This window comes from Pseudomonas sp. ICMP 3272, from assembly GCF_001466905.1.
In the GTDB taxonomy this organism is placed as follows: Bacteria; Pseudomonadota; Gammaproteobacteria; order Pseudomonadales; family Pseudomonadaceae; genus Aquipseudomonas; species Aquipseudomonas amygdali.
This window is the reverse complement of record NZ_LKEK01000057.1, coordinates 49,022-72,793: the sequence shown is the minus strand read 5'-3', so window position 1 is coordinate 72,793 and position 23,772 is coordinate 49,022. Positions and strand designations below refer to the sequence as shown.

The 23,772-nt window shown below is 58.9% G+C and carries 19 protein-coding genes; 11 read left to right on the top strand and 8 right to left on the bottom strand.

The genetic code is table 11. From position 1 onward, the window contains the following. Positions 1–325 precede the first annotated feature (325 nt). From fabB to AO068_RS15850, 3 genes are all read right to left on the bottom strand, one after another. Complete coding sequence (gene fabB / locus AO068_RS15860) at positions 326–1,549, bottom strand: beta-ketoacyl-ACP synthase I (RefSeq protein ID WP_058400468.1); 1,224 nt, start codon at positions 1,547–1,549, stop codon at positions 326–328. A gap of 10 nt (positions 1,550–1,559) precedes the next feature. Further along, entirely contained in the window at positions 1,560–2,075 is a 516-nt protein-coding gene (gene fabA / locus AO068_RS15855; protein ID WP_002552989.1) for a 3-hydroxyacyl-[acyl-carrier-protein] dehydratase FabA, read from the bottom strand. Positions 2,076–2,295: 220 nt separating this feature from the next. Beyond that, positions 2,296–4,233: an ATP-binding protein gene (locus AO068_RS15850; RefSeq protein ID WP_058408853.1), complete on the bottom strand. Its 1,938-nt coding sequence runs from the start codon at positions 4,231–4,233 to the stop codon at positions 2,296–2,298. A 286-nt stretch (positions 4,234–4,519) separates the two neighbouring features. On the opposite strand from AO068_RS15850, the gene AO068_RS15845 reads away from it, so the two are divergent. The 8 genes from AO068_RS15845 to AO068_RS15810 all read left to right on the top strand — a co-directional run bounded on the left by AO068_RS15845 (position 4,520) and on the right by AO068_RS15810 (position 10,750). Next, the gene (locus AO068_RS15845) at positions 4,520–5,545 is read left to right on the top strand and encodes an NAD(P)H-dependent glycerol-3-phosphate dehydrogenase (RefSeq protein ID WP_058408856.1); all 1,026 of its coding nucleotides are present in this window, start codon (positions 4,520–4,522) and stop codon (positions 5,543–5,545) included. 25 nt (positions 5,546–5,570) lie between these two features. Beyond that, entirely contained in the window at positions 5,571–5,915 is a 345-nt protein-coding gene (locus tag AO068_RS15840) for a DUF4389 domain-containing protein (RefSeq protein ID WP_058408852.1), read from the top strand. After that, positions 5,912–6,367, top strand: a complete 456-nt coding sequence (gene sixA, locus AO068_RS15835) for a phosphohistidine phosphatase SixA (protein WP_002552993.1) — start codon at positions 5,912–5,914, stop codon at positions 6,365–6,367. The genes AO068_RS15840 and sixA overlap by 4 nt, the downstream gene beginning before the upstream one ends. Positions 6,368–6,427: 60 nt before the next feature. Next, positions 6,428–6,871 carry a hotdog fold thioesterase gene (locus tag AO068_RS15830; protein ID WP_004664705.1) on the top strand — a complete coding sequence of 148 codons (444 nt, stop codon included), beginning with the start codon at positions 6,428–6,430 and terminating at the stop codon, positions 6,869–6,871. Positions 6,872–6,990: 119 nt separating this feature from the next. Continuing rightward, positions 6,991–7,800 (top strand): alpha/beta fold hydrolase, encoded by an 810-nt coding sequence (locus AO068_RS15825; protein WP_057403337.1) that lies wholly within the window; start codon positions 6,991–6,993, stop codon positions 7,798–7,800. Next, positions 7,797–8,651, top strand: coding sequence for an alpha/beta fold hydrolase (locus tag AO068_RS15820; protein ID WP_058408851.1), 855 nt, complete (start codon positions 7,797–7,799; stop codon positions 8,649–8,651). The genes AO068_RS15825 and AO068_RS15820 overlap by 4 nt, the downstream gene beginning before the upstream one ends. A gap of 139 nt (positions 8,652–8,790) precedes the next feature. After that, positions 8,791–9,609, top strand: coding sequence for a DUF4892 domain-containing protein (locus AO068_RS15815; protein ID WP_058408850.1), 819 nt, complete (start codon positions 8,791–8,793; stop codon positions 9,607–9,609). A 91-nt stretch (positions 9,610–9,700) separates the two neighbouring features. Further along, entirely contained in the window at positions 9,701–10,750 is a 1,050-nt protein-coding gene (locus AO068_RS15810; RefSeq protein ID WP_058400476.1) for an AI-2E family transporter, read from the top strand. Between the two features lie 45 nt (positions 10,751–10,795). On the opposite strand, the gene xopAW is transcribed toward AO068_RS15810, so the two are convergent. The 3 genes from xopAW to AO068_RS15795 form a co-directional block, all read right to left on the bottom strand. After that, on the bottom strand, positions 10,796–11,554 hold the full coding sequence (gene xopAW / locus AO068_RS15805) for a XopAW family type III secretion system calcium-binding effector (RefSeq protein ID WP_058408849.1): 759 nt from the start codon (positions 11,552–11,554) through the stop codon (positions 10,796–10,798). A 115-nt stretch (positions 11,555–11,669) separates the two neighbouring features. Then, complete coding sequence (locus AO068_RS15800) at positions 11,670–12,695, bottom strand: sensor histidine kinase (protein WP_004664713.1); 1,026 nt, start codon at positions 12,693–12,695, stop codon at positions 11,670–11,672. Beyond that, positions 12,692–13,441: a response regulator gene (locus tag AO068_RS15795; RefSeq protein ID WP_004661894.1), complete on the bottom strand. Its 750-nt coding sequence runs from the start codon at positions 13,439–13,441 to the stop codon at positions 12,692–12,694. Before AO068_RS15795 ends, AO068_RS15800 begins: the two co-directional genes overlap by 4 nt. 372 nt (positions 13,442–13,813) lie before the next feature. On the opposite strand from AO068_RS15795, the gene AO068_RS15790 reads away from it, so the two are divergent. From AO068_RS15790 to AO068_RS15780, 3 genes are all read left to right on the top strand, one after another. Beyond that, positions 13,814–15,868, top strand: coding sequence for a hypothetical protein (locus AO068_RS15790; protein ID WP_058408848.1), 2,055 nt, complete (start codon positions 13,814–13,816; stop codon positions 15,866–15,868). A gap of 321 nt (positions 15,869–16,189) precedes the next feature. Next, positions 16,190–18,385, top strand: coding sequence for an autotransporter outer membrane beta-barrel domain-containing protein (locus AO068_RS15785; RefSeq protein ID WP_080394904.1), 2,196 nt, complete (start codon positions 16,190–16,192; stop codon positions 18,383–18,385). A gap of 107 nt (positions 18,386–18,492) precedes the next feature. After that, positions 18,493–20,031, top strand: coding sequence for a hypothetical protein (locus tag AO068_RS15780; RefSeq protein WP_058408846.1), 1,539 nt, complete (start codon positions 18,493–18,495; stop codon positions 20,029–20,031). A gap of 41 nt (positions 20,032–20,072) precedes the next feature. On the opposite strand, the gene AO068_RS15775 is transcribed toward AO068_RS15780, so the two are convergent. Together AO068_RS15775 and AO068_RS15770 are read right to left on the bottom strand one after the other, a co-directional pair. Beyond that, complete coding sequence (locus AO068_RS15775; protein ID WP_057403330.1) at positions 20,073–21,188, bottom strand: fimbrial protein; 1,116 nt, start codon at positions 21,186–21,188, stop codon at positions 20,073–20,075. 47 nt (positions 21,189–21,235) lie between these two features. Then, a complete protein-coding gene (locus AO068_RS15770; RefSeq protein ID WP_058408845.1) occupies positions 21,236–23,752 on the bottom strand; it encodes a fimbria/pilus outer membrane usher protein in 2,517 nt (838 codons plus the stop codon). Between the last annotated feature and the right edge of the window lie 20 nt (positions 23,753–23,772).

Below are 23,772 nucleotides of genomic sequence, written 5' to 3'. Positions count from 1 at the left end.
GTTCCTGCAGGCACACCGCAGAGCATCATCGTGCCCACGCTGGAGTATGAGAAACGAGGGGTGTTCTGAAGATCCATCGTTCCTGCAGGCACACCGCAGAGCATCCTCGTGCCCATGCTCCGCGTGGGCATGCCGGTCTGGACGCTCTGCGTCCTCTTGCGACGCAGAGCGTCGTGAACTGCATTCCCGCACTGGAGCGTGAGAAACGATAGGTGTTCTGAAGATCCATCGTTCCTGCAGGTACACCGGAGAACAACAGCCACTTTGGCCTGTTCACAAAAAAGGCGCCTCGAAAGGCGCCTTTTTGTTTGTCGCAAAAGCAGTATTACTTGCCCGCCCAGCGCTTCAACACCAGCGTAGCGTTGGTGCCACCGAAGCCGAAGCTGTTGCTCATGACCAGGTCGATCTTCGCATCTTCCTGGGTCTTGAGCAGGATAGGCATGTCGGCAACCACCGGGTCCAGCTCGTCGATGTTGGCCGAACCTGCTATGAAGTTGTTTTCCATCATCAGCAGGCAATAGATCGCTTCGTGAACACCGGCGGCACCCAGCGAGTGGCCCGACAGGCTCTTGGTGGAGCTGATCGCCGGAGCGTTGGCGCCGAATACTTCGCGCACGCCTTCCATTTCCTTGGCGTCGCCGACCGGGGTCGAGGTGCCGTGGGTGTTGATGTAGTCAATGTCGCCGGAGTTGATATCACCCAGGGCCATCTGCATGCAGCGAATTGCACCTTCACCGCTTGGCGCAACCATGTCGTAGCCGTCGGATGTAGCACCGTAGCCGACGATTTCAGCATAGATTTTCGCGCCGCGTGCCAGAGCGTGTTCCAGCTCTTCGACGACAACCATGCCGCCGCCACCGGCAATGACGAAACCGTCACGCTTGGCGTCGTAGGCACGGGAGGCTTTTTCCGGCGTCTCGTTGTACTGAGTGGACAGCGCGCCCATTGCGTCGAACAGGAACGACTGGCTCCAGTGCTCTTCTTCGCCGCCACCGGCAAAGACGATGTCCTGTTTGCCCAGCTGGATCTGCTCGACAGCGTTGCCGATGCAGTGAGCGCTGGTGGCGCAGGCGGACGAAATGGAGTAGTTCACGCCCTTGATCTTGAACGGCGTGGCCAGGCAGGCCGAAACGGTGCTGCCCATGGTCCGCGTGACACGGTAAGGACCGACGCGCTTGACGCCTTTTTCGCGCAGGGTATCCAGCGCTTCCATCTGGTTCAGGGTCGATGCGCCGCCGCTGCCAGCGATCAGGCCGGTACGCACGTTGGAAACCTGTTCCTCGGTAAGACCCGAATCGGTGATTGCGTCTTTCATCGCCAGGTAGGCATAAGCTGCCGCATGACCGACGAAGCGAAAGATCTTGCGATCGATCAGCTCTTCCAGATTCAGGTCGATGGAGCCGGAAACCTGGCTGCGCAGACCCATTTCGGCATATTCCGGGTTGAAGCGGATGCCAGGGCGGTTAGCACGCAGGTTAGCGGTGACGGTGTCTTTGTCATTGCCCAAGCAGGAAACAATACCCAGACCAGTGATAACGACGCGGCGCATGCGAGTACCCTTAGAAATTTTCAGTGGAAGTAAACACGCCGACCCGAAGGCCTTCGGCGGTATAGATTTCACGACCGTCGACACTCACTGAACCGTCGGCAATGGCCAGGTTCAGTTTGCCTTTCAGGACGCGCTTGATATGAATGTTGTAGGTGACCTTTTTGGCGGTAGGCAGCACCTGGCCGAAAAACTTCACCTCGCCCGAACCCAGGGCGCGGCCACGGCCGGGGTTACCCTGCCAGCCAAGATAGAAACCAACCAGTTGCCACATGGCGTCAAGGCCCAGGCATCCTGGCATCACCGGATCACCTTCAAAGTGGCAGGCAAAAAACCACAGGTCCGGGTTGATATCCAGTTCGGCGACCAATTCACCCTTGCTGAACTTGCCACCTTCGTCGCTGATGTGTGTGATGCGATCAACCATCAGCATGTTGGGGGCGGGCAGTTGCGCATTACCTGGGCCGAACAGCTCGCCACGACTGCAGCGCAGCAGGTCTTCCCGGGTAAAGGCGTGTTGTTTGGTCATGCGAGCTCCTCAATAATCTCGTGCGGCAGGTTGTGGCGTCACTGGCTAGAACGCTGGTCCTGTCGTACCAATTCGCCAGGACCCTGTCCGGCAGCCTACTCATAGACTGTTGCGTTGTAATGAAAGTCACAGCTCAGGTGAAATCAAGGTACACCTGTTCACTGAATTTTGTCATTCAGCCGATTTTGCTGGCCGATTTGCGTGCCAAGACTGCCGCAATTTAACATTTATCGCCAGTCACAGGTGCGTCAAAGGGCAGCCAACGGTGTAAAACCTGCTGTAAATCAGCGTGTTTGAAAGGTTTCGCCAGGTAATCATCCATACCTGCCTGTAAACACGCGTCCCGATCACCCTGCAGTGCATTGGCAGTCAGGGCAATGATTGGGATTCGTTCCAGGCCGGAAAGTTGCCTGATTCTACGTGTGGCTTCATAGCCGTCCATGACCGGCAGTCGGCAATCCATGAGGATCAGTGCGTGGTTTCCCGCGCTTGCCTTCATCACCGCTTCGGCGCCATCCACCGCCACGTCGACTTCGCAACCCAGATTACGCAACATGGCCTGCACCACGGTGCGGTTCACCGGGTTGTCCTCGACCAGCAATATGCTGCGCTCCTTGCCATGTGCATCGAGTACCGACAGCGGCTTGGCGATATCCACCGAAACATCGCGTGAAACGGGCAGGGGAATCTGCAGCGTGAACACAGAACCCGAACCCTCCTGGCTCTCGGCACGCAACGTGCCGCCCATGCGTTCGGCAAGGGTACGGGCAATCGGCAGTCCCAACCCTGTGCCGCCATAGCGCCTGGAAATCGAGCTGTCGGCCTGCTTGAACGCATCGAACATCGACTCCAGTCGCTCGGCGTCGATACCAATGCCGCTGTCATGCACGGCACAGGTAAAGTGCAGCTGGTCGTTGTCGAGCATCGCCCATTGGGCGACAACGCTGACCTTGCCTTGCTCGGTAAATTTAAGCGCGTTGCCGATCAGATTCACCAGGATCTGCCTGATCCGGGTCGGGTCGCCTGTGACGGTCACTGTTTCCAGCCCGGGCTGAATGTGCAGTTCCAGTAGCAGCTTGCGTTGCAGTGCGCTGTGGTTGAACGCATGGGTCGAGGCACTGACCAGTTCGGCCAGATTGAACGCTATGCCTTCCATTTGCAGGGCATCGCGTTCAATGCGGGAAAAATCGAGGATGTCGTTGATGACCCGTAGCAGATGCTCGGTTGACTCAGTCGCCAGCGTCGCATACTCGCTTTGCTCAGCGGTCATGCGTGTGGTCTCCATCAGTTGCAGCATGCCCAGCACGCCGTTCATGGGGGTGCGCAACTCGTGACTCATCATTGCCAGGAAATCCGACTTGGCACGGTTGGCCTGCTCGGCTTCTTCGCGTGTCTGGATCAACTGCGCCACCGAGCGCTGCTGCTCAAGGCTGGTGCGGTGCAGGTTCTCTGCCAGATTGTTGATGTGTCGTGCCAGTGCGCCTAACTCGGCATCGTCGCTGACCGGCAGGGGTGTGTGGTAGTCGCCCTGCTGAATGGCCTTGAGGGCTTCGCCCATTTCCTTGACGGGTCTGGACAGGCTCAGCGCCAGGCCGCGGGCCAGCAAAAAAGCGAACAGCAACGCGCCCAGCGCCAGGACACCGGCCTTGAGCAATATCTCCTGCTGACGTCGACTGAAGGCCTCATTGGACATCCCGACCAATACTCGTCCCAGATAGTTCTGCGACGTATTTTCAGGTGCCTGGCGATTGCCTTTGGGCGACGTGGCGGGGTGACTGTTAGCCTTTGCGCGCTGTGGGTAGACAGAGGCCTGGAATATTTCCATCTGCCGTGCCAACTGCTCGTTTTCGCGGGGCTGATCTATATAGATCATGGCCGTATTGGAGCTGTCCTGAATCTCTACATAGCGAACGCTGGGCATGGACAGGGTGGCGCGCATCAACGCCTTCAACCCGTCGATATCGCCTGTCGCCACACCCGGTTCGACGGCCATAGCCAATTGATTGGCGATGAGCTGCCCGGTGTGATTGAGCTCCTGACGCAAGTCCTGAATACGCACGAAGGTGAAAAAACTGATCAGCAGAGCCGTCAGCAACAGGGCAGGGCCCAGGCTGATGATCTGAGTGCGGGTATTGATATCCCAGTGCCGAAATTTCATCGGCTGCGTGCCTTGCGCGCAATGCTTTGCGCTGGTGACTCGATTGATGCGTCCATGCCTGTTCGCCCGTTGGTCGCGACCCGGTCCGGCTGTGCAGCGCAGTGCCGGGTGTCGCGATAATTCATGCTGTGCACGCATGTTAACCGAGATAGCGCGCGTTTCCAGCGAACTTGTTGTCGCAGGCAGTCCCTGCATGCGTGACAGATCAGCTTTGTTGCTGGCCGATACCGCGGCGCTCCGTATAATGCTGGCATCGCCACTTGAATGGCTCTGGATGGATAGTTTTATGACCACACAGCAACCAGTCGCGGTTCTTGGTGGTGGCAGCTTCGGTACTGCCATTGCAAATCTGCTGGCCGAGAACGGCCATCAGGTTCTCCAGTGGATGCGTGATCCGGAGCAGGCGCAGGCGATTCGCGTCAACCGGGAGAACCCCCGTTATCTCAAGGGCATCAAGGTCCGGCCTGAAGTCGAGCCGGTTACCGACATCACCGCCGCGCTTGAAGCCTGCGAGCTGATTTTCGTCGCTCTGCCCTCAAGCGCCCTGCGCGCGGTACTCTCGCCCCATGTCGAGCGCCTGAACGGCAAGATGCTGGTCAGTCTGACCAAGGGTATTGAAGCGCAGAGCTTCAAATTGATGAGCCAGATCCTCGAAGAGATCGTTCCCCAGGCGCGTATCGGCGTATTGTCCGGGCCCAACCTGGCCCGGGAGATCGCCGAGCATGCGTTGACCGCCACCGTGGTTGCCAGCGAAGACGAGGCGCTGTGTCAGCAGGTCCAGGCCGCGCTGCACGGTCGTACGTTTCGGGTCTACGCCAGCAACGACCGGTTTGGTGTAGAACTGGGCGGGGCATTGAAGAACGTCTACGCAATTATCGCCGGCATGGCCGTAGCGCTGGAGATGGGCGAAAACACCAAGAGCATGCTGATCACCCGGGCGCTGGCGGAAATGACCCGTTTTGCGGTCAGTCAGGGTGCCAACCCGATGACCTTTCTCGGTCTGGCCGGGGTGGGCGATCTGATCGTCACTTGCTCCTCGCCCAAAAGTCGCAATTATCAGGTCGGTTTTGCGCTGGGCCAGGGGCTGACGCTGGAGGAGGCGGTTACTCGTCTGGGCGAAGTAGCTGAGGGCGTGAACACGCTCAAGGTGCTCAAGGTCAAAGCGCAGGAGGTTCAGGTCTATATGCCGTTGGTCGCCGGGCTGCATGCGATTCTTTTTGAAGGCCGTACGCTCAGCCAGGTCATCGAAGCGTTGATGCGTGCCGAGCCAAAGACGGATGTCGATTTCATTTCGATTACCGGCTTTAATTGACCTCATTCTGATCAGGGAGAATGTCTTGAACGAGTCGAAAATCCAGCATAACGAATCGATCCTGCTGCGCATTCTGTGGATGCTGCTGTTTCTGGGTGTATGGCACGTTGCGCAGATCATTCTGGCGGGCGTAGTGCTGGTGCAATTGGTTTATCGCCTTATCTATGGCGCGCCGAATGGCGGCCTGATGAGTTTCGGCGACAGTATCAGCCAGTACCTGGCCCAGATTGGTCGTTTCGGGACGTTTCACAGCGACCACAAGCCCTGGCCCTTCGCCGACTGGCCAGCGCCGCGCGCTGCTGAAGGCGAGGCGGCTCATCATGTTCCACCAGCGCCGCATCCGGTGCGTGACGAAGAGCCAAAACTGTGAAGGTCTGGGTATTGCGTCATGGCGAAGCGCAGTCGCGGGCGCGCAGTGATGCCGAACGCGAGCTGACCGCACACGGGCGTGAGGAGGTGCTCAAAAGTGCAGTACACCTGACTGACAAGGCGGTGCGACGGATCATCGCCAGCCCCTATGTTCGTGCACAGCAGACTGCCGAGTTGGTACGCCAGTCGCTGGGGTTCAATGATCCGGTGGTGACGGTGCCCTGGCTGACGCCGGACAGCAGCCCGCGTGAGGTGTTGCTCCAGCTGGACAAGCTGGGCGTCGACGAGGTGCTGCTGGTCAGTCATCAACCCCTGGTTGGCGAATTGATCGGCGTACTGGCGCACGGCAGTCCGCAACAGGCCGAGCCCATGAGTACCGCCAGTCTGGCCGAGCTGGAAGGCGAGTTCGTGCTGGCTGGCGCAATGCAGCTCAACAGCGTTCGACACGTTTGAAACGGTCTGTTCGAGCAATGAATCACCGCGAACGCGGCTCTCTTTGAAAAAGGATTTAACATGAGTGTATGGCGTCAGGCTCCTGATATCGAAGCCCTTATGGCGGCTCAGAAAAACACCATTGGCGAGGTGCTGGATATTCGCTTCGAATCGTTCACGGATGATTCCCTGACGGCCAGCATGGTGGTCGATCAGCGTACCCATCAGCCTTTCGGGCTGTTGCATGGCGGTGCATCCGTGGTGCTGGCCGAGTCTCTGGGTTCTATGGCCAGTTACCTGATTGTCGACCCGAGCAAGTATTTCTGCGTCGGGCTAGAGGTCAACGCCAACCATCTGCGCGGCGTGCGTACCGGACGGGTAACCGGTGTTGTGCGTCCCGTGCACATTGGCCGTACCACCCATGTCTGGGACATCCGTATCAGCACCGAAGAGGGCAAGCTGAGCTGCATATCGCGTCTGACCGTGGCGGTTGTGCCGCATGGCCAGGAGCCGCCTGCCCGCTGAGTTCATGCGCCTGATTTGTGGATGGCCGGAGTGCCATCTGCGATGGCAGTTCCAGTCATTGCTGTTGCTTGAAGCGGCTGCGCACAATTGCGACTCGTACGGCCTCTGGAAGTATCGGTATGTCGCAACCCGTGTTCTTCGCTCACGCCAACGGTTTTCCATCGGCTACCTATGGAAAGCTGTTCTGCGCGTTGGCACCGGAATATGCCGTCACGCACCTTGATCAGCATGCTCACGACCCGCGCTTTCCGGTGGATGACAACTGGCTGAACCTGGTCGATGAGCTGATCCATCATCTGCGTGAGCAGCCCGGCCCGGTATGGGGTGTGGGGCACTCGCTGGGTGGGGTTCTGCACCTGCATGCCGCGCTGCGCTGTCCGCAACTTTATCGTGGTGTGGTGATGCTGGATTCGCCGGTGCTGGGCCTGGCTGATCAGTTGTTCATCCGCGCAGCCAAACGGCTGGGTTTCATTGACCGCATCACGCCAGCGGGCCGCACACTGGGGCGTCGCGAGGCATTTGCCGATCTGGATGCAGCCCGCGCCTACTTTGCCAGCAAGACCCTGTTTCGCCGTTTCGATCCCGACTGCCTGACCGCTTACCTTGAACACGGCCTGCAGCAGGATGGCGAGCAACTGCGTCTGCGCTTTGACCCGGCGACGGAGATCAGTATTTACCGCAGCATTCCTCACACCAGCCCGATACCATCGCGGCAGCTCAAGGTGCCGCTGGCCATGGTGCGTGGCCAACACAGCCGGGTGATCATGCCTCATCATGGTTACCTTGCCCGACGCATGCGCGAAGGCGAATACCTGTCCATGCCCGGAGGGCACATGTTTCCACTTGAACGACCGGATGAAACAGCGTTGCTGCTCAAGACGCTGTTTGCACGCTGGAATGCCCGCAGTGCCTCCAGGGCCAGTGCATGACGCTTGCGGTGGAGGAAGTGCGCCTGAGCCTGGGGCATATCGAGCTGGCGGCTCATCTGTACGGCCCCGAGGACGGTCAGCCGGTTATCGCGCTGCACGGCTGGCTCGACAACGCCAACAGTTTCGCCCGGCTCGCACCACGTCTTGAGGGGTTACGGGTGGTGGCGCTGGACCTGGCGGGGCACGGTCATTCTGATCACCGACCAGCAGGCTCGTCCTATGCACTGGCTGATTATGCATTCGACGTGCTGCGCGTCGCCGAGCAACTTGGCTGGCAGCGCTTTGCCCTGCTGGGGCACTCGCTGGGCGCGATCATTTCTGTGGTGCTGGCAAGCTCGCTACCCGAGCGGGTCACGCGCCTGGCGCTGATCGACGGTCTGCTGCCATTGACGGGCAAGGCCGAATCCGCCGCCGAGCGAATGGGTGCCGCCATGCAGGCGCAACTCGAACTGGCGAACAAGAAAAAACCGGTTTATCAGGATCAGGATCGAGCCATTCAGGCGCGGATGAAAGGCGTGGTGGCGGTCAGTCGCGAGGCGGCCGAGCTGCTGGCTCAGCGAGGTTTGATGCCGGTGCCGGGTGGTTACACCTGGCGCAGCGACAGCCGCCTGACCTTGCCCTCCGCAATACGCTTCACGGATCAACAGGCCATGGCGTTCGTTCATGGCATTCGTTGCCCGACGCAATTGGTGATTGCCTCCGATGGCATGCTGGCGCAAAGGCAGGAGCTGTTGTCAGCGCTGCCCTTTGACGTCGAACGGCTGGTCGGCGGGCATCATTTGCACCTGAACGATGAGCAGGGAGCACATTCTGTTGCACACTGTATCAATCGCTTCTTCGCTGCTTCTTGACTTGAGACCGGCAACTGCCGACGCTGAGCGGGTTGAAACAGGAGTCAACCGTGATGGATCAATCCGCAGCCTCTCGCGACCGCCTTGTCGGCGATCTTTTTTATTCTCGCCCCCTGCTTGCCTGCCAATGAGAGCACTCATGCGTTTATCAAGTGTTCCCGTTGCGGCGTTGTGCATGTCGCTGTTCAGCGCTGTCCTTTTCGCTGCCGATGCGCCGGGCAGTCGTGATCTGGAGATTTTGCCCCGTCTGACCGATACCGAAATCGTAGACTATCGTCCTGCCGGCGAGCTTGAGCGTGTCTACCCGATGGGCTCGATCCGCAAGATCAGCGGTCAGTTGCGTTTCGACGGCCAGGTCAGTGCGCGTGGCACTCTGACGTCGGTTACCTATCAATTACCTGCCGAGCACGCATCCGACGACGCCTTTACCGCCGCGCGTGAAGCCTTGCAGCAGCAGGGTGCAGAATTGTTGTTCTGGTGCCAGGCGCGTGACTGCGGAGAAAGCAGTCTGTGGGCCAACGAGGTGTTCGGCAATGCCAAGCTGTATGGCGCGGACGACCGGCAGGCCTACCTGCTGTTGCGTCTGGCCGAGCCCCGGAGCGAAACCCTCGTCGCGCTGTACAGCATCACCCGCGGCAACCGTAGGGCGTACTTGCATGTCGAGCAGTTTGAATCCGCCGCGCCGCTGGGCGAACTGCTGCCAACCTCGGCCACGTTGCTGCGCCAACTGAAAAGCACGGGCAAGCTGGAACTGCCCAGGCTGAGCGGCGAGCCACAGGAAGCCTGGGTCACGCTGATTTCCCGCGGTCTGAATCTGGACAGCACGCTGCGCGCAACCGTCTCCGGCCCCAGTGCAAGTGCATGGCGCGACGCTCTGGTGGCCAAGGGCGTGCGCGCTGCGCGTCTGGAAGCGGGCGCTGCCGATAGCAAGGGGCTGGTGATCGAGGTCATCCGCTAACCCTGATGCGCAAGGTTATGGAGAACAATGGCTGACCTCAGCCTTGTTCAGCCTTATGCTCGTGACCTCCGAGCCTATAAGTGGATGCCGCATGTTCAACAATGATCGTTTACTGGTGCAGATTCTGCTGCTGGCGCTATTCGGTGCCTGCCTCTGGGTGATGGCACCTTTCTGGTCGGCACTGATCTGGGGCGCGGTGCTGGCGTTTGCCAGCTGGCCGCTGATGCGCCTGCTGACCCGCTGGTTCAACGGTCGCGAATCGCTGGCCGCTTTGGTCATGAGCCTGTGCTGGATGTTGCTGGTGGCGGCTCCGCTGGTCTGGCTGGGGTTCAATCTTGCTGATCATGTGCGTGATGCCACGGCGCTGATCAAGGATATCCAGGTGGACGGGCTGCCCGATCCGCCGCAATGGTTGGCAGGGGTTCCATTGGTGGGCGAGCGACTGGTGGGGTTCTGGACCACCATCGATCAGCAGGGCGCGGCGCTGATGAATACCGTCAAGCCTTATCTGGGGGAGGTCGGCAACTGGCTGCTGGCGCGCAGCGCACAGATAGGTGGCGGCATCCTTGAACTGACCCTGAGTATCGTTTTCGCATTCTTTTTCTACCGCGATGGTCCGCGTCTGGCGGCCTTCGTACTCAGCCTGCTTGAGCGTCTGATCGGTGATCGTGCCCAGTATTATCTGGACCTGGTGGCCGGTACGGTTCAACGAGTGGTCAACGGGGTGATAGGCACGGCGGCGGCACAGGCATTGCTGGCGCTGATCGGCTTTCTGATTGCGGGCATTCCCGGCGCGCTGGTACTGGGTATTCTTACTTTCCTGTTCAGCCTTATTCCGATGGGCCCGCCGCTGGTCTGGTTGCCTGCGACTGCCTGGCTGGTCTGGCAGGGCGAATACGGCATGGCGATATTTCTCGGTATCTGGGGCATGTTCGTCATCAGCGGTGTAGATAACGTGCTCAAGCCTTACCTGATCAGTCGGGGCGGTAACCTGCCGCTGGTGATCGTGTTGCTGGGGGTATTTGGTGGCCTGCTGGCGTTTGGTTTTATCGGCCTGTTCATCGGCCCGACCCTGCTGGCGGTAGCCTATAGCCTGCTGACTGACTGGGTCGGCAGCGAACGAGCTCGCAGCAGCCGCTGACAGCGAGAGTTTCCGCCGCGCCAGTACGGGCGGCGGAGTCTCGCTTTACGCAGCGGTGTTCAGGTACTTGCCGACAGGCTTACTGCTCTGGGTGTCATATTTTTCGCTGAGTGCGGCGATCATCTTGTTCAATGCCTGAGTGGCAATCTGGTTGGTGTTGCCCTGATCAATGGTGTTGTCACTCTGTTTCAACGCGGCAGACAATTCGGAGGCGCTGATACTGTCGTTGCTATCGCTGTCCAGCGTACTGAACAGGCTGGCGCTGTCAGTGCTGCCGGAGGTGCTCATTTGCGCAGGCGGCATACCGGCAGGGGGCTGTTGCGGTTGCATACCGGCGACCAGTTCTTCAAGGCTGACTGTGCCGTCTTCGTCAGTGTCCAGTGCATCGAACACCTGGTTGCTGTTCGCCGTGCTGCCCGCATTGCTAAGGCCGGTGGTCAGTTCGTCGCTGCTGATCGCGCCATCGCCATCGCTGTCCAGCGAGCCGAACAGGTCTTCTGCCTGCTCATCGACCGACTGCATGGGTGGCGGCGGTGGCGGTGTCATGGCGGCCAGCTCATCGGCATCCAGGCTGTCATCGTCATTGCTGTCCAGATCGCTGAACGCCTTGCTCAGGCTGACAGTAATGCCGTCCTTGCTGTTCGACGACAAGGCCGAGCTCAGCTCATCCTTGCCGATGCTGCCGTCGCCATCGGTGTCCAGTTTTGCCAGCAACTCTTCCTGGAACTTCTTGCTGTTGGTGCTGGCGGTGGCACTGGTCGAGCTGGTGTAGCTGGAAAAGCTGCTGCTGATCCCGTTGATCATGAGTCTCACTCCCCTGAGATAAATGTGTCCGGTAGCGGTGTACCGGCTTTTGCAGCCTCGGGGCGTCAGTTGTCCTGGAGATTTAAGCTTTGTACGCGGTGTGATACAGACTGCGTCAGAGGCGTGGCAGGTTCAGTATCGCGGTCAGGCCGCCACCCGGTGTTTGCGCAAGCGTCAGCTCGCCGCCGATTCTTCGCGCAGCCTCACGGGCGATGCTCATGCCCATGCCGATACCGCCGGAGTTGCGGTTGCGCGAACCTTCCAGGCGATAGAACGGCTCAAACACCGCTTCGTGAAATTCAGGGGCAATGCCCGGTCCGTGATCAACGACCGATATGCGTACGCGTTCGGCGCTGTCCTCGATCACGATATGGACGCTACCGGCATAGCGAAGCGCGTTGTCGACCAGGTTCTGCAGGCACGAACGCAGTGCCATCGGTTGTGTTCTGAGCGGCTTGCACTGGCCTTGGTACTGCACATCATCGCCATTGTCCTGCGCATTCTCGGCCTGGGATTCGATCAGCGCCTGCAGGTCGAACTGCTGCAACGCTTCGCTGCGCCGATGTTCATTGAGGTAGGCAAGCGTGGCGTCGAGCATGCTGATCATGTCGTTGAGGTCCTGAGTCATCTGGCCATGCAGCCTTGGCTCTTCGATCTGTTCAACACGCAGTTTGAGCCGCGAAAGGGGCGTGCGCAGGTCATGGGATACCGCAGCCAGCATGCGCCCGCGCTGCTGCATCTGTTCGCGGATCTTGCGCTGCATGAGGTTGAAGGTCTGCGCAGCCTGGCGTGCTTCCTGCGGGCCGCTTATTTCAAGGGGCGGGCTGTCCAGGTCTTCACTGAGGCGCTCGGCGGCCTCGCTCAGGCGCTGTACCGGGCGGCTCAGTGCCTTGGCGCCATACCATGCAGCAACAATGAGGGTGACGAACTGAAAGAACAGCAGCACCAGCGGGCCACCCGGTGGCGGTCGATGACGTCGCCCTTGATCATCCTGCGAATGCTGCGCGTCTGGGCGGTCATCAGGTGGAGGGCGCATGCCGTATTGGGTGAACCAGATGAAAGCCAGTAAATGCGCCAGCAGAATAGCCAGCAGTGCGCCCCCGAAAAGGCGCGCAAACAGCGTGTCGAACCGGCGGATCAACCCAGCTCCCTGGCATCGAACAAATAGCCTTCACCGCGCACAGTCTTGATCAACTGCGGGTTCTTCGGATCGTCGCCGAGCTTCTGACGCAAACGCGAGACGAGCAAATCGATGCTGCGGTCGAACGCCTCGATCGATCGGCCTCGGGCGGCGTCCAGCAACTGTTCACGGCTCAGCACCCGGTGCGGCCGTTCGAGAAATACGCGCAGCAGACGGAACTCGGCGTTGGACAACGGCACCACCAGACCGTCGGCGGCTGTCAATTGACGCAGCACGCTGTTCAGCCGCCAGGCGTCAAAGCGAATGGTGGTGCGCTGATCGCTGCGTTCGTCGCGTACCCGGCGCAGAATGGTCTGAATACGCGCGACCAGCTCGCGCGGCTCGAACGGCTTGGCCATGTAATCGTCGGCACCCAGTTCCAGACCAATGATCCGGTCAGTCGGTTCGCAGCGGGCGGTCAGCATCAGAATCGGGATGTCCGAGGTGCTGCGCAGCCAGCGGCACAGCGACAGGCCGTCTTCACCGGGCAGCATCAGGTCGAGCACCACCACGTCGAAGGTTTCATCGGTCAATGCCTGACGCATCTGCGTGCCGTCGGTGACGCCACGAGCGTTGATATTGAAGCGCGTCAGGTAATCGCAGAGCAGTTCGCGAATGGCCACATCGTCATCGACAATCAGCGCGCGAACGCTCCAGCGTTGTTCGGTCGATGTGGCATCCAGGGGGGTGTCGGGAAGTGCTTGCATAGTGCGTCTGTCGCCTGCGTGTGCCGCCGTTGTCTGGCCGCTGTTGAAGATCAACGCTGCTCCTCATGCTACTTCGCCGGGAGTTGCGGCGGAAGGGTGACGTGATCGAATGTCGAGGGCATTTCAGAAATGTATCAGGCCTGATACAAAAACTGTCGAATGTGCTTTCCGGCTCGCCCCTTCTACTGGCCACTGGTAGTTCTGACAGTATCCCGTCTCAGGTAACTACCGTTTAATCAGATGGAGCACAGGCCCGGAGGACCTGTGTGCTGAAAGAGAAGCGCTCATCGAGAGAGCTTTTCACACATCAACCTGCCGCAGGGCTCCTGTGAAGGGAGGGGGGCGGCAATCGGTAGCAAAGGAGTGCTGATTATGGTCGATTCGAAAACAACACTGACACCTGAACAAAGCAAGGCGGCGCGCATCGCGTACCGGCTGGCGCGCAGTCAGCGCGGTATGGACCTCAAGGCAGAGCTCGCAGTGGCGCAAGTGGCCAACATCGTGGACCCGACGGACGGGACGTTGAACAAGGACGTTTTGCTCGGTACATCGCTTGACGTTACTCTCGCCCAGTGGGCGCAGTTGGTCACTGGCGATAACGAATCCGATACCTTTTTCATCGATTGGGCAGTGGGTGAAGTACCGGCTGACGACGGATTCTTGGAAGTGTTTACAGGTACGGTCACTGCGCCAGTGGCCGTTGGCACCTTTCCAAAGTTGATCAACATTCCGCTGGCCACCCTTTCGCCTGGATTCCCCAAACCGGCAGACGGTGTTTACAGTCTTCGCTATCGGATCAGGCAGCCGAACGACCAGGAGACTATCAGCCCGCTGCTCAAGCTGATCGTCGATACCACGCCGCCCGGCGGGCAGTCAGAGCCTGGTTCGATGGTTCTGGCAACTGCCCAGTTGACACAGGAATTCCTCGACAACAACCCGGGCGGTCTGGTCGGCACACTGCCTGACTATGGCGACTGGCAGGCCGGCGACAAGGTAGCCTTTTATTGGGTTAACGGAGTTTTACCCGTGGATCCGGTTGAGCTTCCGAGCCCGATCGGATTTGTCAGCGTAGACAACGCGACGAATAACACGGTGACATTTCCCGTCTCGGCAATCGAAGGGTCAACGGACGAGGCCTATTACGTCGCCTATTTCCTCTTTGACAAGGCCACTAACCGCAGCCGTCTGTCTGCTTATACGCGTATTGACGTAGCATTGGGTTTGCTGCCCGACAATCTGAAGGACCCGCTGGTGCCACTGGCGCTGCCTATGGATAATCTGATCAACCTGCCTGACGCACGAATGGGCGTCGAGGTGCTGATCGAGTCGTTCGATAACTGGAAGCCTACCGATCGTATCGAGGTCACTTGGGGTACAGCAGTACTGTGGCCCGAGTACATGGGAGAGGTCCCGCAGTTTCCGTTTTCGGTCAGGGTTCCTGACACGGTGTTGCGTGATCAGTACGATCAAGCGACTGGCGGTGATCAGCCGACTACAGTGAGTTATCGAGTCCTGCGTGGCGTTGTTCCGTCCGCAGTGAAAAGCATCAGTGTCAATGTCAATTTCTCCACTATCGGGCCTTATCCCGTTCCTGATCCTGATCCTGACTGGCCTGATCCGGTCAACGATCAGTTGTTACCGGTCGAGGTCTACGGCGAAGTTTCCAACGAGCTGAATGTCCTGAAGCTGTCGGACGATAAGAAGGATGCCAGTGTCAGATTCAAACTTTATGACCCGCTTCTACCGGGCGAAGTTGTAGATTTCTACTGGGGCGCAAGCTACGTGCCTGAGGTGCAATACACCGTGGCAGACACTGATGCGGCCGGAGACGAGCGCGAGGTCAAAATACCCTGGATTTATATCGAATTTGAAGGTAATCGCCCTGATTTGCCGGTTCATTACAGCATTCGTGCCGCCGACTCAGAGAATACGCAACAATCGCCGGATACGCGGGTCGACGTGAGTGCTGTGGTCATCACTCCCGATGCCCCGGTCTTTGAAGGTACCAGTTCAGGCGGCTGGCTGAATTGCACCTCGCTCTATAAGGATCCTGCCAATCCATCCTCAGGAGAGCCCGGTGTGCGGGTGGCCGTTCCTGATCTTTCGAACTATCTGGCGACAGGCGATACCGTCACTCTGTACTGGAACGCTTTTCCGCCGGATCCAAATGACGATACGCCTATTTCAGGTGCCGAAAAGACCGAAGATATTGTGTTGGGGGACGATTATCCAGTCACGGGCTTTACTTGGCTGGTCACGCCATACGCGACACACCTTCTGCCCACTTATGACCCTGCTGGTCATGGCATAGATGCGCGCGGGAAGATCAAGTATTCGTTCACTCTGAAGGGCTCCACCATTACCTCACTGGAAACCACTGCCAAGGTGGGTATGTACTGGGCAAATGGAGCGTGTCCTATCGTGTAGAGAGCTTTAAAGACGGATCACAGGCAGAAGGTGCCTGCGATCCTCTGCGCGCCGTGTTTTCAGTTATTGCGCCGGTCCAGGTTGCTCCCAAACAGTTTAATGAAGCTGTGCGTATGGGGGCATTTTGCCTACGCTTACCGGTACCTCCCCGTAAATTAACGACTGGCAGAGCCTCAATACCAGAACCTCCCTACATTTACATAGGAAACGTCCTACAGAGCATTCAGTTTGATCCCCGTAACCTTCCGGCCTCTTTCTCGTGGCCGAGTTCGGGCAAGGACCACGGGGTTCAACGCCGTTTCATTCAGGTAATACACCATAATGAATGCTCCATTCGCGCTGCTTCCGCTCTCACGAACACTAAAGATCATGGCGTTTCTCTCCCCCTTCCTGTCCAGCAGTTCTGTCTTTGCGCAAACCTCTGTCAATGGCCCCGCGACCATTGATGCCACGACCCCGCTGGACAGCTATCGGGTGGGCAGCAATGGGGTGCTGACCGCCAATGGCGCGACCACCCTGCAAATATCTACAGTCACCGGCGCGCAGCTGACACTCAATGGCAGTCAGGTCAGCGCGGCTACCGGCACAGCAGTCTCGTTGACCGGGGCAAATGCCTTGATTACCGGAAGCCAGCTGACGGGTGGTGCGGATGGTATGGGGATGGGCAATAACACTGCGCAACTGGTTGGCTCCACGGCAACGGTTATCGGCAGCACGATCACGGCAACCAATCGTGGCGTGAATGCCGGCTCGCTCGCCAATCTGACACTGGAGCGCAGCGCAGTAACGGCCACGGGCACCAACGGCAGGGGCGTGGAGATGTTTGACTCCACTGTGAAGGCGTCCGACAGCACCATCACCGGGCAGCAATATGGGATCCGTATGCTTGCCGACCCCGGCGTACCCTCAAGCAATCTATTGACCCTGGAAGGGACCCGGGTCGAAGGTGTCACGGATTCGGCACTGATTGTCGGAACGCCCACCGGGGCGCCTGTCACTGCCACTATTTTCGTCAAAAATGGCTCCACGCTGACCGGCGGCAACGGCAAGATACTGGAGCTGATCAACGGTTCTACAGCCAATATGACCGTCGACAACAGTCAATTGCTGGGCGATATATCCGCTGACGCAGGCAGTACTGCCGGTCTGGTATTACAAAACAATGCAACCCTGACCGGACGTCTGCAGAACGTCGCCAGTTTTTCGCTCGCCAGCGGGGGGCAGTGGACGATGGTCGAAAACAGCCAGGTGGGTAACGTGTCCATGAATGGCGGGTCGGTCAGGTTTGGTGACGCGGCCTCGTTTTACACCTTGTCACTTGCAAGCCTGTCAGGGAGCGGCACGTTCATGATGGACGTGGATTTCGGCGGCGCGGCCACAGACTTTCTGGATATCACCGGCAATGCAACCGGCAGCCATTCCTTGCTTATCGGCAGCACCGGTACCGATCCTCTCAGTGACACCTCTCTGCACGTAGTACATGCCGCAGCCGGCGATGCCAGTTTTTCCCTGGCAGGCGGCGCCGTGGATCTGGGGGCATGGTCCTATGACCTGATCAAGCATGGCGCAAACGACTGGTATCTGGACACCGCCACCCGAACCATCAGCCCGGGCGCACAGACTGTCATGGCGTTGTTCAATACCGCACCGACTGTCTGGTATGGAGAGTTGAGCACGTTACGTTCGCGCATGGGTGAGTTGCGCATGGACCAGGCCCGTTCCGGTGGCTGGATGCGTACCTACGGCAACAAATTCAATGTCGCCGACGCCTCGGGCTTCGGATATCAGCAGGTTCAGAGCGGTGTTGCTCTTGGCGCAGATGGCAAGCTGCCTGTGGGGTCGGGGCAATGGCTGGCGGGTGTCATGATCGGGCAAAGCTCGTCCGACCTCAGCCTGGATCACGGTGCCAGTGGCAAGGTCGACAGCTACTCGCTGGGCGCTTACAGCACCTGGCTGGACAGCGAGAGCGGCTACTACGTCGATGGCGTGATCAAACTCAATCAGTTCAAAAACAAGGCCAGAGTCAATCTCAGCGATGGTTCCCGCACGCGCGGCAACTACGACAATCTGGGGGTTGGCGCGTCACTGGAACTGGGTCGGCACATCAAACTGAACAACGGTTATTTTCTTGAACCCTACACCCAACTGACGGGCCTGGTCGTTCAGGGCAAGGACTATGCCCTGGATAACGGTATGCATACTGAAGGTGACCGCAGCCGGTCGCTGCTCGGCAAGGTCGGTACGACGGCGGGGCGCAGTTTCGATCTGGGCCAGGGACGTACGCTGCAACCTTACGTGCGGGTTGCCGTGGCCCAGGAATTCGTCAACAGGAACGAGGTCAAGGTCAACGACAACGTCTTCAATAACGACCTCTCCGGTTCCCGTGGCGAGTTGGGGGCGGGCGTTTCGGTGTCGCTGTCTGACAACCTGCAGTTGCATGCTGATTTCGATTACAGCAATGGCGATGCCATCGAGCAGCCGTGGGGCGCCAGTGCAGGCTTGCGTTACAGCTGGTAGCGACAGCGAAGCGGGAGGCTGATGCTTGATCGATGGCGCTGATGCGCCAACGGTCCTATCACTTGTGCCAGTATCCGCAGAAAAAAACTGGGTGTTAACTGACGGGCATGGCGGTCGGCAAACGGGTCGGCCACCGCTTTCTCGTGCTGGAGGCCTGGCTAATGTCTGTCATTTCAACGTGGATCGAACGGATCAGAATCCTTTTTCGGCCGGCTTCATGGCGCAAGAGCGTGCTGCTTGCGCCGCCCTTGATCGCCGAACTCCTCCCTGACGTACCCGGCGGTGAGCCCAATCTGCTTCCCAGCAGTGCCTGGCTCGTGCCGTTGCGGGTCGATTTTCCCATGTGGCAAAACTCCGAGCCCACCCCAAGCAACCCTGAGTATCTGCGCGTGTATTGGAATGACGTGCTGCTGGACGAGAAGGTCTGGACCGAACCTGTACAGCCTGTCGATCTGTTCATCATGATCGAGCAGCAACGCCTTGGCGAAGGCCGGCATCTACTCCGTTATAGCGTCGAGACCGCGAACCAGGTGCAGACTGAATCCGAAACACTGGCCTTTGTCATTGATAAAACGGCACCGGTATTCGATGACGAAGGTGCGCTGATTTTTCCGCAGGAAATCGTCAGGGACGGTCTTACCGCGGCGTGGCTGAACACTCATGGCGACACCGTGCTGGCCGAAGTGCCCGCGTATTTTTTGCCGAACCCCGGGGATCTCGTTATCTGGTACTGGAGCAGTACGCCGACGGGATCGGAGCACACCGGAACCCTGACGCTTGAAGAGTCCGATATCGGAAGTGCGATTAATATTGCCTTCGACAGGCAACTGGTTCTCGAGAGCGGCGATGGCATTCGTTACGTGTCCTACAGGCTGAAGGATCGCTCGGGGAATAGCGGGCCCCGGGCGCTGGCTGTTTCGCTGCTGGTGTGCGCTCAGCCAGTACAGCGTGTGCTGCCACCCCCGCTGGTTCAGAAGGCCTCAGGCTCGGCATACGCCAGTACCCTCGATCCGGTAGATGCTTATGGGGGCGCAGTGGTATCGATACCCGAGAATGCCGTGATTGCTCCCGGTGACACCGTCCGCGTCCAATGGGCCGAGCCCGGCAGTGTGGGTTCCTTTCTTACGGAGGTAGCAGACTCGAGACTGTTCAACATTCCTTCCACACAGATTGCCCAGCATTTCGGCAAGGCGATCCCGGTGTACTACGAGGTGTTCGAAAATAGCGCCGAACCACCTTATCGTTCGGACCAGCATACTCTGACTCTGAGTATTCCGGGGATGACAGGCTTTCCAGTCGTGCAGTGTGACAAGGTCTCCGGGACGATTCTGAGCCTGCAAGACATTGCCGAGGGAGGCTACGCAAGGTTCACGCTCGACAGTTGGTCATTCATGGGCACTGACCAGTTCGTCACCATTGATGTGCGTGGTGTCAGCGGTGCTGATAATGAGTTGTTGATCGTGAACGTTCTGGATGAATACCCGGTGCCGCGGGTGGACGATAGAATCGACGCCGGTGTTATCAGTAAAACGGATTTGAAGGCATTTAATCTCGGCACTCAGCTGGATGTCCGGGTGCGTGTGAGTTTCGACCAGACGCTCTCCTGGCAGTCTTTCCCTTCGCTCATACCAACGTTGTACTCCTGAGGAGGTCATGGACCGCCAGCTTGGCAGTCCACGGCGCATTGCTACTTGTAGGTCATCGTGAAGCTGAGGGCCCCTTTGGCCTTGCCCGGCCGGATCGCGCTGCTGGCCTGTGTCTGATAGAAACGGGCGTAAAAGTTCAGCACAACGTTACCGGGTGTGATTACCATCATTGGCACTTCGGTCTGCAGCTCCATGGGCGTGACTCCATCACCTTTGAGAATCTGAATCCCCATGCCCTTGGCGTCCGAGTCGCTGGTCAGGGTGAAAACCCCGCTGCCGACAGGGCCCTCGGGAACCGAGCCTTCGACACCATCGAGCTGGATATGCGCCGTTGCCACGAAGCCTGCGTCCATGTAGGTCTCGCAGTTGCTCAACGCAATACTGAATGGCACCGCAGGTGTGGTGAAGCCGGGACCGGTGAAGTCCGCGCTGTCCCACTCACCCAACTGCACCGGGTCGGCACTGACCGGATCTGCACCAACGCTGCACTGTGCCTGAAGTATCGTGCCGGTTAGCCCGTACTTCATGATCCTGCCAAGCGTTGTCACGCTTCCGGAGAACAGTTCACTGCCATTGAGCACATTGGGTCCGGAGGGGATCGGTCCGGTCTTGACCAGCGTTACATAGTTGTTCAAATGAACGAAAGGCAGGCTCGTGAGCATTTTCTGGTGGTCGTTGAGGCCGATGAACGGAACGGAGGCGCTTCCTCCTACAGGCGTGAAGCAATTGCTGCAGTTCCTGTCATACGGATACCCCAGTCTTATCCGCACTCCGACGCCCGGAATATTGGTTTGCAGTATCTTGCCTGTGAGGTCTTCCCCGTTTATCGGCTCCAGCGTGCCAGGAAATATCGGAACCGTAGCCGTTGCATTGAATTCCAGAAGAGCCGTGCCGTCATTTCTGCAGGCCGCCTCCAGACCTGCCTTGTCTGGCGTGGCGTGAAGCATATCGATGCTGCCGATAAAGGTGCCCACTGCGGCGTCTTTCGGGACGTAGAGCGTGCCGATGTCGCGCCGGTAATCTTTTATTCCCGGTGGGGAAATCCAATAGCAATCGTTGCTCGGTATGTCATCCGGTACGTCGGAATAAGCCGCAGCACTATAGCTGGTCCCCAACAGGATCAGACTGGGGAGCAGGGCGTTCAATACAGAGTTCATGGGGGGATTCCTGAAATAACAATGTCGCGGATGGCTCAGACCTGATGTCACTGGGCACACGTCATGTCTTGCATTCGGTAGCCCTTGGCCAGAGGCATGCCGGCGGGGTCTATGCGCAGATGACACTGAGGGTCGCTTTTCTCACCCCAGCGGACATCGAGGGTTTGTGTCTGCATGCCGGTGGACAGCAAAATCTGCCCGCCCTGACCTGCGATGCCCAGAATGTTGCCCTGCGCATCGCTCACCTGGGCACCGAATGGCAACGGTTTGCCACCGTCAGTGGTTGCATTGATGATCAGGCGTGTCACCGTGCGCGCAGCGAAAGTGGTCTTGATCACGGCACCCCTGGCAGGTACTACTTGAGTACTGGCGTTATCGATTTCCACCTCGGGCCCCAGTCGGTCGGTTTGCAAGGTGATCGGGTTATGGCGGTAGGGACGCAGATAGGGCATCAATGCGTAGCCGCGACTATTGGTCCTGACACCGGTAGCGTTCTGTATGCCAACGCCGGGTGTATCGGGTACTTCGATCAGGGCGATGGTGTCGCCCAGATTCGGGCCGAACTCGATGCCATCCGCATGCAGCAACAAGGCACCACTGGCGTTGACTGATGCACTTCGATAATCATTGCCTTGGGTCACACCGGCGCCGAGGCTGGCGAAGGGCGCCTGATAGCCGGCCGCGAGGCCTGCACTTTGCTGCTTGCCGTCATCGTTGCTCAGACTGGCGTGATAGTTGACGCGGTTTTCATAGAGGCTGCCGCTCAGGCTGCCTCGTTGACTGTGGCGATTGGCGCTGCTTTGCAGGTCGAATGTGGCATTGCTCGAATGGCCGGTGTCGAGGGGCATCGAGATGCTCAGGCCGAACTGCCGGTCGTTGCCGCGGCTACTACTGGCTGCGCTCAGTGACTGTGAGGCGTAGAAGTTATAGGTGATCCCGGCACGATGGGTGTTGAAATTGAATTGAAATTGTCGCTGTTCGATATCGCTGCCCCAGTAATCCTGTTGCGACAGCGTCAGACCAACGCTGCTGCGTAAGCCGATTCTCTGATGAACCGAAGCTTCCAGGCGGCTTCGGCGGCTGCCTGTGAACGTAGCGTCGTTGCTGCGCTGACTGACGGCTTCGTCGAAATCCCGATAGCCTTCGGTGGAGTAGCGATAACCTGCGAAGCGCAGATTGGTCTGGGTAGTGAACGCCTTGCCATACTTGATGGCGTAACTCATGCCTTGCACGCTGGACTGACCGGGTTGGTCGATGCTGGCGCGTGACCGGGTCACATCGAACGCCATCGCCCCCAGCGTGCCCATGTCCCGTGACACGCCCAGTGCAGCGGCGTGGTAGAAGTCGCTGGTTATAACTCCGCCATAAAGTGTCGAGTTCCAGCCTGTTCCAACGGCCAGCGTGCCTTGCCACAGCCACGGATGCTCGGTGGCGTAGGCACCGTTGAAGCGGCCCAGGGCGGCGCTGTATTTCCAGACGCCTTCGCGCAACAGGTTACTCATGGTCGAGTAAGGTTGGGTAAAGCGCCGGACCTGACCATCGGCCTCGGTCAGCACGATCTCCAGTTCGCCGCTGCCCGCCGTGTTCAGATCATCTATTTCATAGGGGCCGGCACTGACATATGTGGAGTAGATCGGGTATCCGTTGCGCAGCACTTCCAGTTTGGCCCTGCTTTGCGCAACGCCACGAATCACCGGTGCGTAACCCTGCATGGAATCGGGGAGCATCTCCTGATCGGTTTTGATCAACCCGCCCTTGATCGGCACGCTCCGGAAGACATCGCCGCCGGTGTAGGTTTCACCCAGGGTCAGGTTAGCGTGCGTGCCAGGCAGGTCGCGCTGTGCATAAGCATAGGCTCTGGTCCACTCGCGATGTCCCTGCGCATCCTGACGCACGCTTTGATTGCTGCGCAATCGCCATGATCCCAGGTTGATACCGGTGTTGAGGTACAGGTCTGCGCTGCTGCTGGTGCCTGTCTCACTGTGGGTCGTCTGTTGCGCCGAGGTCTGGTAATTGATGAAGGCGGCGTTGATGCCGTAATCCCAAAGCGCCGGGTCCACTCGCCCGTTGGCATCGCGGCGCATGGCGATCTGCGGTATAGAGATCGACAGTTGCAGTCTGCCGCCGTCCAGTACGACCCTGGCGTCCGGAATCAGTTGCCCCAGCGCGACACAGGCGACTTGCAACAAGGCCGGGTCGGCCAGACTGCCGAGACGTACGCCGATCTGCTCCAGCAACTCCGGTGACAGGCAGGGCAGCAGGCCGTTGCCTTGTGGGTCGGCATCGAAACGGATCTGACGTTGGCCGAAATAGCGCATATTGACGTGGATTTCTACCCAATGCTCGCCTGGCCCGAGGCTCTCGACAGCTGACAACTGGTTCAGCACGCTGGCCGCGGCCGCACTGTCATAGTCCTGGCCCTGACGCAGGAAGCCAGGCTGGAAATTGACGGCGGTTGCCGCTCTGGTCGGCTCCAGCACAACGGTAACGCTGCCGCACACAATCAGCACCTGCATAAAGCGCAGGCGCACTGGTATGAGCCCGGAATCGGGTAATAGGGTCATGTTCAATGTCCTGGGATGAA